Origin of the sequence: Saccharospirillum salsuginis (assembly GCF_014651855.1) — a bacterium.
Taxonomy (GTDB): domain Bacteria; phylum Pseudomonadota; class Gammaproteobacteria; order Pseudomonadales; family Natronospirillaceae; genus Saccharospirillum; species Saccharospirillum salsuginis.
The window spans coordinates 47,255-62,040 of sequence record NZ_BMXR01000006.1 but is presented as its reverse complement, the minus strand read 5'-3'; the positions used below and the strand labels follow the sequence as shown (position 1 = coordinate 62,040).

General features: G+C 58.5%; 12 protein-coding genes. 5 read left to right on the top strand and 7 right to left on the bottom strand.

The features are described 5' to 3' along the window. Positions 1-105: 105 nt before the first annotated feature. From IE111_RS12655 to IE111_RS12635, 5 genes are all read right to left on the bottom strand, one after another. The gene (locus tag IE111_RS12655) at positions 106-1,107 is read right to left on the bottom strand and encodes a hypothetical protein (protein WP_189609208.1); all 1,002 of its coding nucleotides are present in this window, start codon (positions 1,105-1,107) and stop codon (positions 106-108) included. A gap of 35 nt (positions 1,108-1,142) precedes the next feature. Beyond that, positions 1,143-3,464: a YncE family protein gene (locus IE111_RS12650; RefSeq protein ID WP_189609206.1), complete on the bottom strand. Its 2,322-nt coding sequence runs from the start codon at positions 3,462-3,464 to the stop codon at positions 1,143-1,145. 291 nt (positions 3,465-3,755) lie between these two features. Next, positions 3,756-4,556 (bottom strand): acyl-CoA thioesterase, encoded by an 801-nt coding sequence (locus IE111_RS12645; RefSeq protein ID WP_189609204.1) that lies wholly within the window; start codon positions 4,554-4,556, stop codon positions 3,756-3,758. A gap of 31 nt (positions 4,557-4,587) precedes the next feature. Beyond that, positions 4,588-6,453 carry an ABC transporter ATP-binding protein gene (locus tag IE111_RS12640; protein ID WP_189609202.1) on the bottom strand — a complete coding sequence of 622 codons (1,866 nt, stop codon included), beginning with the start codon at positions 6,451-6,453 and terminating at the stop codon, positions 4,588-4,590. 278 nt (positions 6,454-6,731) lie between these two features. After that, positions 6,732-7,043 (bottom strand): putative signal transducing protein, encoded by a 312-nt coding sequence (locus IE111_RS12635; RefSeq protein ID WP_189609200.1) that lies wholly within the window; start codon positions 7,041-7,043, stop codon positions 6,732-6,734. 159 nt (positions 7,044-7,202) lie between these two features. Between IE111_RS12635 and IE111_RS12630 the strand changes: the two genes are divergently transcribed. From IE111_RS12630 to IE111_RS12610, 5 genes are all read left to right on the top strand, one after another. Continuing rightward, positions 7,203-8,582 carry an ATPase domain-containing protein gene (locus IE111_RS12630; RefSeq protein WP_189609198.1) on the top strand — a complete coding sequence of 460 codons (1,380 nt, stop codon included), beginning with the start codon at positions 7,203-7,205 and terminating at the stop codon, positions 8,580-8,582. After that, on the top strand, positions 8,575-8,958 hold the full coding sequence (locus IE111_RS12625) for a PleD family two-component system response regulator (protein WP_189609196.1): 384 nt from the start codon (positions 8,575-8,577) through the stop codon (positions 8,956-8,958). Before IE111_RS12630 ends, IE111_RS12625 begins: the two co-directional genes overlap by 8 nt. A gap of 16 nt (positions 8,959-8,974) precedes the next feature. Further along, positions 8,975-10,729, top strand: a complete 1,755-nt coding sequence (locus IE111_RS12620; RefSeq protein ID WP_189609194.1) for a putative bifunctional diguanylate cyclase/phosphodiesterase — start codon at positions 8,975-8,977, stop codon at positions 10,727-10,729. Between the two features lie 61 nt (positions 10,730-10,790). Continuing rightward, the gene (locus IE111_RS12615) at positions 10,791-11,636 is read left to right on the top strand and encodes an ion transporter (RefSeq protein ID WP_189609192.1); all 846 of its coding nucleotides are present in this window, start codon (positions 10,791-10,793) and stop codon (positions 11,634-11,636) included. Between the two features lie 91 nt (positions 11,637-11,727). Then, a complete protein-coding gene (locus IE111_RS12610) occupies positions 11,728-13,302 on the top strand; it encodes a methyl-accepting chemotaxis protein (protein ID WP_189609190.1) in 1,575 nt (524 codons plus the stop codon). A gap of 18 nt (positions 13,303-13,320) precedes the next feature. Here the strand turns inward: IE111_RS12610 and IE111_RS12605 are convergent, their stop codons facing one another. Continuing rightward, complete coding sequence (locus IE111_RS12605) at positions 13,321-13,908, bottom strand: SCO family protein (RefSeq protein WP_229805345.1); 588 nt, start codon at positions 13,906-13,908, stop codon at positions 13,321-13,323. After that, positions 13,905-14,762 carry a cytochrome c oxidase assembly protein gene (locus IE111_RS12600; protein ID WP_189609189.1) on the bottom strand — a complete coding sequence of 286 codons (858 nt, stop codon included), beginning with the start codon at positions 14,760-14,762 and terminating at the stop codon, positions 13,905-13,907. The genes IE111_RS12605 and IE111_RS12600 overlap by 4 nt, the downstream gene beginning before the upstream one ends. Positions 14,763-14,786: the final 24 nt, after the last annotated feature.

Below are 14,786 nucleotides of genomic sequence, written 5' to 3'. Positions count from 1 at the left end.
AACGCCCTGGTTGACCGACGATCGACAACCGGACGACTCGTCACGAAAGCTATCAGGCCATCCGGATGACCTGACTGGAAAACACCGGTCTAATTCAACAGTATGCTATCGATCGTCCGAATAACTCATACTGTGGACTTGCAAATCACGCTCATGTTCCAAACGCTTCAACTGACGCAAATTCATGCCATTATTTGACCGCCCGACCCGACTTTTTGCAGAGTCTGCTAATTCCCAGTCAAGGGTGATACCCACCGTACTGATCGCCAGGTAGTCCCATTGATTCCGGCTGGATATCGTGAAGGTATCGCCGTTACCAACAATGTCACCTGAATCATTGACAGATAGGAACAGGGACGCGATCAGATAGCCATCTTCGTCAAAGTAGTTTATTTCGGAAAAACCATATGATAAGTCGATAGACTTTCCAGTATTGTTGACAAAGGTCGCCGATTCGTCTGAATCCCATTCAAGCTGAACAAAACTCACCACACCTTCTTTTGAATAATCCCTGACCTGCGCGGTGATTGAACTGACATGAAATGATACGGCTCGATCGAAGTCGTCGATCGGATCGTAACCGAGATACTCCCCGAATTGTATGGACTCCCCTGCACTGATGCATGTACTGGTGGTTACCGAACTGCCTGAATATATTTCACCGTCCAAATAACTACCGTCACTTTCGTGCAAGACACTACCGTTTTCATCCAGAACTGATGGCTGATTGAAACTAACGAGACAATAGTCCGATTCACTCTTGTTTGTTAGCAAAAACGTATAGGTTGGCTGGGAACCACTGAAGACTTTAACGGCATTTTCGATTTCCAATCCGTCTGGAGCGCTGTCGACCGTAACGGGCAGACTTTTCCTCATCGGTTTCGGGTAGTCCTGGCCAATGCACTTGGCGTCGGGCAATTGAATCAGGATTCCGTGAGATCCATTCGACTTCGCAGTGTCATGTTTCCCAAAGTCACACATTCCATTGACTACCGACCCGGTGCCGTCGGATAGACTGTCACCAGAGCCACCATCAGAACCTGTGTTACAGCCCGATAACACCACTCCCAGACTAATGACAACTAAACGAAAAATTGTCCGAATCACGACCCCTTACCCCTTATAAAGTGATCCATTTCCAGCTACTGAAGATCATCAACAACCAGGCGAAACCCATTTTCCCCATCTGTTAAGTAGTATCGATCCCCATTAGCAAGCGAAATGTCGAACGGAGTTCCATACATTGTCCATTCAGTTTCTGCCGCCATCGTGGTTGACGCAAACTGTTTGATGCGGCCATTCGATTGTGCCAACAACACTTTGGAATTTACAGTATCAAAGCCAATAGCCTCCACCATGACACCACTAACGGTCAATTCATCGACAAAGGTCATGTCCAATGCATTAAACAGGTCACCACCACGCGTAATTAAATAGTCACCATTGGGTGTAGCCCAGACATTACCGGACATTCGATGATCACCATGGTAGGGGGAATCTCCTTCACTTACGATGGTATCTCCACTGATATCAAAGGATTCTATGTCACTGGGATTTAAATCGGTATCAGCTGCAAATACTCGACTCTGGTCAGCTGACAAAAACAACCTTGATCGTTGCCGAATAGTCGCGCTATCCAACAACAGACTATTACTCGTATCGTATTTCTCAATAGTGGTCCATTGGTCGGAACCGGAGGAGACCACTATATGCCCGGAGTCAGTCGCCACTAGATCATAGGGATCGACTTCGACGGGTAGCGTCCCAGTGAGTGTCAGGTCCGACAGGTCAATAATGGCAACCGCGCCGGATTGACCGGTTTCGTCTGTAGAATTGACAAATTCGTTATCCATCAAGGCTATGTACAAGGTCGATATGTCCGGTGAAACGGTCATGCGATTGGGCATCCGACTGAAGTTGATTGAAGCCGCTTCCGTCATTTCAGGTACATTCAGAATCGTCACTGAATTGTCGTCTTTATGGCTGAAGACAACATACCCTTTAGAAGGCAATAGCATGGATTCCGTAATAACCGGCAATGAATCCGGTAAAGGGTAAAGATCACTCAATAACGTGTCCTGAGCATCATCAATACCGTCATTATCATCATCAGGATCAGCGACATCACCAATCCCATCCCCATCATGGTCGGACCACTCATTGGCATCCCACGGGAACGCATCCTGATCATCCGCAATACCGTCGTTGTCGTCGTCGGAATCGATGGCGTTACTATTGCCGTCACCATCGGTATCGAGCAGTTCCGATGATTGAAGCGTCGAGATGAAATGATCGGTGGCGACTTCTTCCGTTACCAATGCATCGACGGTGTCCAGGTCCCAGATAAGCCCACTGATCTTGTAGCTCGACTCAAACGTGTCCGGCGCTACGGAAAGATCATTCAATAAGATGTCATTCGAGGTTACTGCTGCAATGTTATCCTGAGTCAATACGATGCTTTCTTCGTAAAGGCCGTCGTCATCGAGTGTTTGGATCAATCGAGCCAGGTTGGTGACTTCTTGCGACTGGTGATTATCCGTTTCGAGCAAATCCAGGAGAGTCATCACCGGTTTCGCAGCCACTTCAGGGAACACCAAAGAACCGATAGAGAACTGGACCGTGTCGTCCGTGTTGTAGTCGAACTGCCCCAGAGCACTGGTCACACCCTCCACACCGGAGGAGGTTTGATACGTCAACCCTTGAATGCGCGAATCCAGAACCACGCCGGTATGCTCACCAGTGATGGGTTCCAATGGTTCGTTTAATACAGTATTGATGCTGACCTGTACCGATGAGCTCCCAAGCCAACTCAATCCTTCGAACGGGCCGCTCTTGGTATCGCCTGCGTCATAGGTATTCACGGCGACATATTGGGCATCCGAAAGGCTGTATCCGCTGTTTATATTGAACATATCCAACGGTAATTTGTAGGTCTTGGATCCGTTGGTTTCGATAACCGACGCATCCAGCTCCAGATAATTCATGAACCAGTTTTCGTCGGAATCCGCAACCCAGAACTGTATTTCGCCCACACGATCATCCGACACTGTGACATTAATGGACAGGCCGTCATCGTACCGAGTTACATCGTTGACAATGGGTATTGATAGACCGGAAACCTGATCATCAGCCTGGCTCGAATAGTCATTGGGGTGAATCATGACACTGCCCGCCGCAGGTTCTTCACCGTTCGCACCGGCTATGGAAAAAATCTGACTGGTGGATGCGCCTGCTGTATCAAATACCTCGGCCTTGTAGCCGTGCATGGGGAAGCTCCGTTCTCCCGTATCGGATTCGGAATCCATGTAGATGAATCCTTTGAAATACAGCACTCCATTCCGCTTATACAGGTTTTCATTTCGATCCAATATGTAATATGTGCCATCCGGAAACGTCAGGCGGACATGATCGACATCGTCAAAGCCGTTCGCATCTTCTACCTGGAAGTCGGCGGTGAGGGTCATATCGCTCTCCGCTTCATGGCTGTCGTGGGACCGAACGTAAGTCCTGATATCCACAAATGTGGGTGCCGAATTTCCACTTCCGCCCCCCGAGGAATCCCCTCCGGGCTGACAAGCGGTCAGAATCCCTGCGATACCTATTAGCGCAGCCTGAAGAATTGAACGGGACGGCATACCTCGACTCCTATCGCGTGATAAAAAGGCATAGACCGTCAACACTATGTAAAAATATTCGACACCGCAACCATATTAGCCGGATGTTTTTGTTACCGATCGTCAATTAATCGACGACCACTACGCAAACACCGTCACCGTCTGCCGGCTGATCGCCACTAACTCCCCATGCGTATCCCAGATGTTCGCTTCGGTATGGCCGTAGCCTTCACCGGCCTGACGGGTGTCGCAGTGGTAGGCGAACCAGTGGTCGGGTTGCACCGGGCGGTGGGGGTGCAGGAATTCCATGTTCCAGGCCAGGGAGCTGGCGGGGGCGGGTTGTTTGAGTTGTTGCAGCAGCGTTGGCGGCCAGGTGTCGATCAGGGCGATGAGGTGAGCGTCGGTGAGGGTTTCCGGGGTGTCCTTGAAACGCATGTAGCCGCCATGATGGGCGGTTTTGGCGCCGGTGAAGGGGAATTGGCCGTCGACCAGGGCCAGGTCGACATGCTGGAAGAACTGGGGCGTGACCTTGGGGATAAACGGCAGGAAGGTCGGTTTTTCCGGCCAGTCGAACGGGGGTTTTTGGTCATTGACCACGCCGGTGGAGGAGTCGCGCGCGACGCCAAAGCTGGCGAGCAGCACCTGGGCGACCTGGCCGTCCTGGGTAATGCGCGCCAGGGCCTGGGTGACGTTCTTGCCCTCGCGCAGGATCTCGACCTCGAACCCGAACGGCTGCCCGGTGGCGATCGGGCCGACAAAGCTGACGCTCAGGTTGCGCAGCACCCGGTCGTCGGCGATACGATTGCGTAAGACCCGGTAGGCGAGTGCGGCCGACAGGCCGCCGAACAAGGTGCGGCCCTGACCCCAGCTGTCCGGTACGCTCATCTGGCCGTCGGTGCCGCAGTCGTGGGCCTGGTTCAGCAGTTCGTCGATGGTGGTCATGGTCGCTGTCCTGTGTCTCGTGTGTATCGGTTCAGTCGGTGGCTGTGGTTTTTTCGTCTTCCTGTTCCAGGTCATTCGCCAGGAAGCCACCGGTCTGGTGCGCCCAGAGGTGAGCGTAGATGCCACCGGCCTGAATCAATTCATGGTGGGTGCCTTCCTCGACGATGCGTCCCCGGTCCATCACGATCAGGCGATCCATGGCCGCAATGGTGGAAAGCCGGTGGGCGATGGCGATCACCGTCTTTCCCTGCATCAACTGATACAGGCTGTGCTGAATGGCCGCTTCCACTTCCGAGTCCAGCGCCGAGGTGGCTTCGTCCAGCACCAGAATCGGCGCGTCCTTCAATAATACCCGCGCGATGGCAATGCGCTGGCGCTGACCGCCGCTCAGCTTAACACCCCGCTCGCCCACCTGGGCGTCGAAACCGGTGTTGCCGTAGGGATCTGTGAGCCCCTGGATAAAATCGTACGCCTCGGCGCGTTTTGTGGCATCGATCAGGTCCTGTTCGGTGGCATCGGGACGACCATAAAGGATGTTGTCGCGCACCGAGCGGTGCAGCAGCGAGGTGTCCTGCGTTACCATGCCGATGTTCGCGCGCAGGCTTTCCTGGGTCACATCGCGAATGTCCTGACCGTCGATCAGGATCCGGCCGGATTCCACATCGTGAAAGCGCAGCAGCAGGTTCACCAGCGTCGACTTGCCCGCCCCGGAGCGCCCCACCACACCGACTTTCTCGCCGGGCTTGATGCGCAGATCGAGATGATCGATCACGCCACTGCCCTGGCCATAATGGAAACCCATGTTGTCGAAACGAATCTCACCGTGCTCGACCCGGATCGGCCTGGCATCGTCCCGGTCGGTGATGTCGTGCGGCTTCGACAAGGTCGTGATCCCGTCCGCCACCGCACCGAGGTTCTCGAACAGCGCGCCGACTTCCCACATGATCCACTGCGCCATCCCGTTGAGACGCAACGCCATACTGACCGCAATCGCGATGGCCCCGACCGTGATCGCCTCCTGCATCCACAGCCCGATGGACATCGCCGCCACGGCGAAAATCAAAACGTAGTTAATCAGGTCCACACTGAAATTGAACCCGGTCACGAGCCGCATCTGCCGGTACACCGTATCCAGAAACCCGTCCATGCCCTCGCGCGCATAATCCGCCTCACGATCCGTATGCGAAAACAACTTCACCGTCGCAATGTTGGTGTAACTGTCCACGATCCGCCCGGTCATCCCGGCGCGTGCGTTCGCCTGCTCCGTCGACACCTTCTTCAGGCGCGGCACAAAATACGACTGACTGCCGACATACAACGCCAGCCACGCCATCATCGGCAGCATCATCCAACTGTCGAGCTGCGCCAGCATCACGATCATCGCCGTGAAATACACCAGGATGTACACCAGGACATCCAGCATCTTCATCACCGTCTCGCGCACCGACAACGACGTCTGCATCACCTTCGTCGCGATACGCCCGGCGAAATCGTTCTGATAAAACGACAGACTCTGCTTCAGCAAATACCGATGCGCCATCCAGCGAATCACCATCGGGTAATTACCCAGCAACGTCTGATGAATCACCAGACCGTGGAGAATACTCACAACCGGCAACGCCACCAGCAGAATCACCGCCATCCACAACAGACGACCGCCCTCATCCTGCAACAACGTCGACCGATCCTGCTCCACCAGCCAATCCACCAACTGACCCAGAAACCCGAACAGCGTCACTTCCAGAATCGCCAGAATGGCCGTCAGCAACGACATCACAATCAGAGGGACCTCCATCCCCTTCGTGTAATGCCGTAAAAAAGGAATCAACTGCTCCGGCGGCTGGCCGGGTTCATCCACCGGGAACGGACGGATCAGACGCTCGAAAAAGGCAAACATGGCGGGTCCTGGGTACTTGGAGGTTCAATAGGGAACCGGCCAGTATAGTGGAATTTCATTCAGCCCGAATGAGCCATAGGTCACAGCTGCCGAAGGGAATGATTGCTGAACACAATGGCACTGTAGCGAGCGTTGGATGCCAGGGATGCTCAAGCGGGGATGTGGGCAGCAGGGATGCTGCCGTCAAGCCTCCATGGATGGATACACGGCGACCCCGATTGAGCATCCCTGGCAGCCAGCGCGGACCATTGGCAACATCAGCGCGGACCATTGGCACTTCAAGACGTTCGACGCTCCCGCCCACACGCCCAGCAGACCTCGAAACTCGCCCCGTTTCGCTCCCCGCACCGGCCGCAAAACCAATCCTCCCCGGCGCCACGAGCCTGCGCCTCATCAATCAACTGCACCGCCCGGTCATAATCCCGATCATCCACCACCCACAACTCCGGCCAGGTATCGATCGGCGCCAACTCCCCCATGCCCCCGCCGGCATACTCATTGTGCAGCTCGCACCCGATGCCCACGCTCTCCACCAGAGTCTGGGCATTGGCGACCGCGTACAGATTGGGGTGGGTATAAACCAGTTTCATTCAGGCACCGATGTCGGATGGGAAGGAACACACTGTGACACCCCCATCAAACGCAAATGAAAGCCGTTTGACAACCCCCACCCCGCTGCTAGCCTCAGATTCACTGACGTTGACACACCACCGGGCAAGGACCGCCTCACTTTGACTCGGGAGGAGGCTATGCAACGCCTATCCACCGGTATACCCGGCCTGGACCAGGTCCTTCATGGCGGCGTGATCGCCGAATCGGCCTATCTGGTTCGCGGCGGACCGGGCCGGGGTAAAACCACCCTCGGACTTCACTTCCTCTACGCCGGCGCCCCGGACGACCACAGCCTGTTCATCGGCTTCCAGGAATCCGACCGCCAGTTGCAACACAACGCCCGGGCCATCGGCCTGGATGTCTCGCACATCACCTTTCTCAACCTCTCGCCCGACGAGCACTTCTTCACCCAGCAGGAACACTACGACGTCTTCGCCGCATCCGACGTCGAACAGGCACCGCTGTCGGAATCCATCGTCGAGGCGGTCGAACGGCTGCAACCCAAACGCGTCTTCGTCGACTCCCTCACCCAGTTGCGCTTCCTGACGGCCGATGTCTTTCAGTACCGCAAGGAAGTCCTGTCCTTCCTGCAGTACCTCAAGGCACGCAACGCCACCGTCGTGTTTTCGTCCGAACACAGCGACAACACCCCGGACGACGACCTGCAATTTCTCGCCGACGGCGTCCTGTCGCTGACTGAAGACGAGATGGGTTCCGTCCTGTGTGTGGATAAATTCCGTGGCTCCAGCTTCATGCATGGGTGCCACCAGATGCGCAACGGTGCGGCGGGCGTGGAAGTCTTCCCCCGGCCGGTTCCGCCGGTCGAGGAATTGACCGAAAACCGCTTCAAGGCGATCCCGACCGGCATCGAACGGCTCGACACCCTGCTCGGCGGCGGCCTGGAGAGCGGCACCATCACCATGCTGACCGGCCCTTCCGGGATCGGCAAATCGACCCTGGCCTCCTGCATCGCCTCGGAAACCGCGCGCATCGAAGGGCACGCCTGCGTCTATTTGTTCGAAGAAGAGGTCTCGTCCTTCCGCCACCGCGCCAACAACCTGGGCATCGATCTGGAAGGACCGCGGGACCAGGAAGCGGTCACGATTGAGCAGGTGGAACCGATGCGCTATCTGGCCGACGAGTTCGCCAGCAAGGTCTACCGCGACGTCATGATGCGCCAAACCCGGCTCGTGGTGTTCGACAGCACCGCCGGATTTCAATTGACGCTGATGGACGAGTCGATCAAGTCGCGCCTGCATGCACTGGCGAAAAGCCTGGCCCGCATCAACGTCTCGGTGTTGCTGGTCAACGAAACCGCCATGCTGACCGGTAATCCGAGTCTGTCGGAAAAAGGCATCAGCTATCTGGCGGACAACATCATCTCACTGAGCTATCGCGAAGAGGGCGACAACCTGGTCAGCCAGTTGACCGTCGCCAAGAAACGCCTCAGCGATTTCGACCGTCGGCCGCACCGGTTCCAGGTCGGGCCCAAGGCGGTGGTTATTCGGGATGACTGAGTCCGGGCCGCAACGCGACACGGAAGCCGTGCTGTTGGTGATCCGTTCGCAGGGCAACCGCAAGGTGCTCGGCCGATTCCTGGCGGAACACGGCCTTAGGGGCCTGGAAGCGGTCGACGAAGACAGCCTGGCGACCGCACTGTCCCTGGATGCGCCTATTCGACTGGCGCTGGTCGATGTCTCGGGGTTCGGTGCCGGCACCTGGACCCTGTGCGAACGGCTGCGCACCGCCGGCGTTCCGTTTATTGTGCTGTCGCCGTCGCGCGGGCTCCGGGCCAGCCACGAAGCGCTGGCCTACGGCGCGCTCAGTGTTATCGAAAAACCGGTGGAAAAAGCCGCGCTGATCCACTTGCTGAAGAGACTGGAAGGCCGTTGACGAGGGCACCACTGCCATGGGTAAGATTCATCCGATCCACTTACGCGCTACCGCACAGTCCGCCGACACCGATCCGAATCGTCTGGACCTGTCTCACGCGCGTGTGCTGCTGGCCGTCGGGTCCAGGGGCAATCGCGACCGGTTGCGGGCGCATTTCCAGGCGCAATACGACCTGGTCGACCCCCACCAACTCACCGCCGAGGACGGCCAATTCGACCTCGCCATCGTGGACCCCAGCGGTTATCGACGCTGGCACCAGGCCGTGCTCGACGCCAAACTGCACGAGGAACCAGTGTTCCTGCCCACCATTCTGATGGTGTCGCGCAACGAGTTGTCGCTGCATTTGAAATCCTACGGTGACCTGGTCGACGAGTTCATCGTCACCCCGGTGGATCGACTGGAATTGTCCGAACGCGTCGCCATGCTGTTGCGCGCCCGGCGCATGGCGCAGGAACAGCAGGCACAACTGGCCTACCTCACCACACACGATCGTGTCACCGGGCTGCCCAACAAACCCCGCTTTCTGGACACCCTGTCGGACCGAATCGTCGACGCCTCGGTGCTCAACCGAACGGTGCAAGTCGTCGTGCTGGCCTTTGACTTTACACCCATCATGCGCTCGCTGGGTCACCATGGACTCGACCGGGCGGCGAAAACCTGTTCGGCCCGGCTGCGAGCGCTGTTGGCTCCGGACTGCACCCTGGCACGACTGACCACCGACACCTGGGGGCTGATTCCACCACCGGGCCAATCGATGGACGCCTTGGTGGAGCAGTGCCAACGTCTTCAGTCCGTGACCGACAAGCCCATACCGGTCAACAATGAACGCATTCATATCGACATGACCCTCGGTGTCGGCGTCTACCCGGACGACGCCACAGAAGCCTTGGGCGCACTGGATTGCGCCATCAACGCGCTGTCCTCGGCGACGGATTCAACGCCTCGATTCTACTCCCGTGCAATGCAGCACCGCGCCTTACGCTTTATCCGCACCGAGACCCGGCTGCGCGACGCCTTCGGCAAGAACCAGTTCGAACTCTGGTTTCAGCCTCAAGTGAGTCTCGCGGACCATCAGGTGCACCAAGTGGAAGCGCTCGTCCGCTGGCGGTTGCCCGGTGGTGAGGTGGCGCCGCCGAACGAATTCCTGCCGGTGGCCCGGGCCGCGAACCTGACGGTCCCGCTCGACCGTTGGGTGCTGACCACGGCCTGCGCCACCCTGCGCAAATGGCTCGACGACGGGCTCAACATCGACCGGATGGCCGTCAATATCACCGCCGAAGATGTGCGATGCGACGATTTCGTGGCCTTTGTCCGTTCCCAACTGGTGCGTTTTGGATTGCCGCCGTCGGTTCTGGAACTGGAATTGACCGAATCGACCTTGATGGATGCCAACGACGACACTTTGCGGAAACTGTCGGAACTGCGCGATCTGGGGCTGGACATCGCCCTCGACGATTTCGGCACCGGCTATTCCTCGCTCAGCTACCTGCACACCCTGCCGATCAATATTCTCAAGATCGACCAGTGTTTCATCCGCAACATTCTGACCGTCGAGACCGACGCGGCCATCACCCGCTCCATCTTATGGCTGGCCAACAATTTCCGGCTGAACACCATCGCCGAAGGCGTCGAAAGCCGGGAGCAGGCGGACTTCCTGAAAGCCCTTCACGTGGACATGACCCAGGGCTACCACTACGCCAGGCCGATGCCGGACCCGGCGTTTCGACAATGGCTCGATCGCTGGCGACAGGGGGATTCCGTAGCCAGCTGAGTTCTCGCTTGTGCGGGACGGGACAGACTCCTAAAATCGCCGCGTCATTGAGGAGTCTGTCATGAGCACCCATGTGTCCCCGGCCGCCGTCGCGCTCAAGCGCATCGAACAAAGCCGCCTGTTTCAGAGCGCGGTGATTTTCATCATCGTCCTGTCCGCCCTGGCCATCGGCGCCAAAACCTACGACCTGCCGCCCCTGGTTGAAAGCAGTCTGTCCTTTCTCGACAGCGCCATCACCTTCTTTTTCCTGGCGGAAATTCTGCTGCGCTTCATCGCCAGCGAGGATAAAAAGCGCTTCTTCAAGGACGGCTGGAACCTGTTCGACACCGTGGTGGTAATCGGCAGCCTGATTCCGCTGGAACACGCCGATGCCGTTCTGATCGGCCGGCTGTTGCGCGTCTTCCGTGTATTGCGACTGGTCTCGGTGGTGCCCGAACTGCGCTCGTTGATCAACGCCCTGCTCAAGGCGATTCCGCGCATGGGCTACATCGCCCTGCTGATGTTCATCATCTTCTACATTTACGGCGCCGTCGGCGCCCTGTTCTTCGCCGGCATCAACGAGACGCTCTGGGGTGACGTCTCCATCGCCATGCTGACGCTGTTCCGCGTCGCCACTTTCGAGGACTGGACGGACGTGATGTACGAGACCATGGCCGTCTACCCGATGAGCTGGGTGTTCTACCTCAGCTTCATCTTCCTGACCGCCTTCGTGTTCCTCAACATGATGGTCGGCGCCATTCTCGACGTCATGACCGCCGAGCAAAACGCCAGCTCCCAGGAACAGGCTCACCAGGAACGTCACGACATGGCCGAACAGTTGATCCGGATGCAGAGTCAACTGGATGAAATGCATCGGATGATGACCGATCGGGCGGGGCCGCCCGAGTCCCGGGACGATCACCGCTGACGGGCGGCACGTCCGCCGGACCCGGCCATCAAGAATCATGCTGCTCCGCCGCTAACCCGGAGACACTTTCCAACAGTGCGCGGAGCCTGTAATGACGATTCAAACCCGGATACGGCTGTCTTTGGGCGGCTTGTTAGTCTTGATGGTCATCGTGGCCCTGGCGGGCTATCTCGGCGGTCGGACCGTGGCCGGCCTGGCCAACTACTACTCCACCGGCCTGATACCGGGTGTCACCAATTACGGGGATATGCGCCATGCCGCCGCCCGATTGAAACTGCACGTCTACCAGCAGGACTTCGACGGGCTGGAGGCCACCATCGAAGAAGCGGAGCGGACGGTCGAGGTTCTGGCCGCGTCCGCCCAGGGTGAAAACGCGCCGTTCGAAGGCAATACCGACATTTCGAGCCGCATTGTCCGTACCGTCGAACTGATGGACCGGTTGATCCGCGAAGTCGAACGCTACGAACCCGGATCGCCCATCGACGGCGACCTGCTGGCGGCCTTCCAGGCCTGGGATGACAATGCGCCGGAAGCCGAGTATGTGATCGACCGCATCGTCAGCATCGTCGATGCTCAGATCGGCTCGATCCTGGATCGGGTGCTGAACGTGATCGCCGGTGTCGCCCTGGTCTCCGTCGTCATTTTCATTCTGGTCGCCTTCAGCTTGTCCCGCCGACTCAAACGCGGCATCGAACGGCTCCTGGGATCCTTCGGCGCGGTGTCGAACGGAGACCTGACCGCCCGTGCCGATGAGACCCATAAGGACGAATTCGGCCAACTGGCCCATCATTTCAATCAGTTGGCCGGGAGTCTGGCCGAGACCCTGGGTCAGGTGACCCGAATGTCGCAGGAGCTCCATGACCTCTCGGCCGAGTTCAATCAGGCCAGCCGCAATTATTCGGATCGGGCCCGCCATCAGTCCGACGAAACCCAGCAGGTCGCCACGGCGATGACGGAGATGTCGGCCAGTGTGCGCGAAGTGGCGCAAAACGCCGTGGACACCGCGCGCAGAGCCCAGGACGTCAATCAACAGGCCGGTCAGTCGAGAACCGAAATCGACGCCTCGGTGCAGTCCGCCGAGCAGATGCAGCAACAGATGAAGACGTTGTCCGACGACATCCTGTCGCTGAAAGACCAGACCGACGACATCTCGGTCGTGGTCAAGACGATCAACGACATCGCCGAACAAACCAACCTGCTGGCGCTCAATGCGGCCATCGAAGCCGCCCGGGCCGGCGATCACGGACGCGGGTTCGCGGTCGTCGCCGATGAAGTCCGCACGCTCTCCATAAAAACCGCCGAATCCACCAAGCAGATCGAGAAAGTCATCGACTCCCTGCAGCGTCAGGGGGAAGCGGCGGCCGCGTCGGCGCAATCCAGCGTCGAGGTCGTGACCACAAGCACGGCGACCATCGGTCGCATCGGCGAAGGGCTGCAACAGATTCTGGGCGCCATCGAGGAAATCTCATCGATGAACGAACAGATCGCCACCACCAGCGAAGAACAGTCCAAGGTGGCGGAAGACATGAACACCAATGTCGTGCGCATCAGCGACCTGTCCGAAGACAATGCGCGGGAGACCGAACACCTGGTGGCGGGCATTCAACACATCGACGAAATGTCGGGCCAGCTCAAGGAACTGGTGTCGAGCTATCAGGTGTCCTGAGCGGACCGGCCGGCGTGTTCAGCGGATCGCCAGCAGTTGGCGCACATCGGCGGTGAGCCGGTCGGTCGGCAGGTTGCCGCGCAGCAGCACCCGGGCCTCCCCGTTCCGGTCGAAGCCGTAGATGGCGGAGCTGTGAGAGACGGCGTAAAAGCCGCTCTCGTCCGGCTCGTCATAGCCGAAAGTGGTGCGATAGCGCTTCGCCAGATCCCTCAATTGCGGCTCGGTGCCGGTCAGTCCGACGAACTGCGGCCCGTAGAAGGCGGTATAGGCATCAAGCTGTTCCGGCGTGTCACGCTCGGGGTCGACACTGACGAACAGCACCGCCAAATCCTCACGATCCGCTTCGGGCAGACCCTCGATGGCCTGGGAGAGGGCTTGCATCGTGCCCGGGCAGACATCCGGGCAGTGGGTGTAGCCGAAGAACACCAGAGTCGGGGTGCCGGACCAGTCGGCCGCGGTTACAGACTCGGTGGTTTCCGACGTCAATTCGAATTCGAGGTCGGGCATGACGCCGGTGATGTCGGTGCCGTCCCATTCAATGTCCGGCCCGGAGCAGGCGGTCAGGGCCAGTGCGGTCAGGCCGGTCAGCAGGGGTTTGAGCGTCACGGAGTGTCTCCTTGGGTTGCCAATGGCCGGGTTTCGCCCTGGTGCAGCAGGCGACGCAGCACGATGAGCATGGCGATCACCGCCATCATGCCCGGCGGAATCCAGGTCAGTATGCCGCCGAGCAGTTGATCGTTCATCGGGTCGATCGGCCAGGCTCGGCCACAGACCTCGTAGACGTCGAACAGGGGCGTCTTGCTGACGGCGATGCGTGCGCCCAGCGCCAGTTGCGGCACCGTCACCGCCCAGATCAGCAAAATACGCTTACCGAAACCGAGCGTGCCGGCCTTGAGCGGCGAGCGGGGGTCGAGGATCAACCACCAGAACAGCAAACCGTCGAGCCACATGCTCCAGTTCATCAGCAGGTAGCGGGGTTCGCTGAGCATGGCGTAGAAATGCACCTCCGGCTGCAGCCAGAAGAAGATCAGGCCGACGAACAGGAAGGCGGCGACCGGCGGGAATTGCAGGACGCGATAGCCCCACCGAACCGGCGCGGAACCCAACACCGAGCCCAGAAAGGCCTTGAACCGGCTCTCGGGCACACCCGCCGCCAGTGCCCGCCAGGGGTTGGCCAGCGCGATCAGCAGCGGCGCCAGGTGATGCAGCACCAGATGCTGGCCCCGGTGAATGAAAAACATGAACTGGGCGTAATAATCGAAGCGCGTGTGCATGACCCCATAGGCCAACGCCAGCCCCACCCAGAAGGCCAGTTGCCGCCAGCGCGACACCGGCTCGCCCTGTTCGGACAGAACACGTATACCCCGGCCATACGCCAGGGCGGCCAGGCCGAAGAACAGTACGGCCAGCCAGGAAAATCGGTAGGGCAGCAGGGCCGAGGCGGCTTGGGCCCAGTCCATAAGCGGTCTCCGCTGGGTGGATCG

Coding starts and splice junctions, on each gene's coding strand:
- IE111_RS12645 (WP_189609204.1), bottom strand. CDS start 4,556: ATGACCACCATCGACGAACTGCTGAACCAGGCCCACGACTGCGGCACC.
- IE111_RS12610 (WP_189609190.1), top strand. CDS start 11,728: ATGACGATTCAAACCCGGATACGGCTGTCTTTGGGCGGCTTGTTAGTC.
- IE111_RS12650 (WP_189609206.1), bottom strand. CDS start 3,464: ATGACCCTCACCGCCGACTTCCAGGTAGAAGATGCGAACGGCTTTGAC.
- IE111_RS12635 (WP_189609200.1), bottom strand. CDS start 7,043: ATGAAACTGGTTTATACCCACCCCAATCTGTACGCGGTCGCCAATGCC.
- IE111_RS12615 (WP_189609192.1), top strand. CDS start 10,791: ATGAGCACCCATGTGTCCCCGGCCGCCGTCGCGCTCAAGCGCATCGAA.
- IE111_RS12600 (WP_189609189.1), bottom strand. CDS start 14,762: ATGGACTGGGCCCAAGCCGCCTCGGCCCTGCTGCCCTACCGATTTTCC.
- IE111_RS12630 (WP_189609198.1), top strand. CDS start 7,203: ATGCAACGCCTATCCACCGGTATACCCGGCCTGGACCAGGTCCTTCAT.
- IE111_RS12620 (WP_189609194.1), top strand. CDS start 8,975: ATGGGTAAGATTCATCCGATCCACTTACGCGCTACCGCACAGTCCGCC.
- IE111_RS12640 (WP_189609202.1), bottom strand. CDS start 6,453: ATGTTTGCCTTTTTCGAGCGTCTGATCCGTCCGTTCCCGGTGGATGAA.
- IE111_RS12625 (WP_189609196.1), top strand. CDS start 8,575: ATGACTGAGTCCGGGCCGCAACGCGACACGGAAGCCGTGCTGTTGGTG.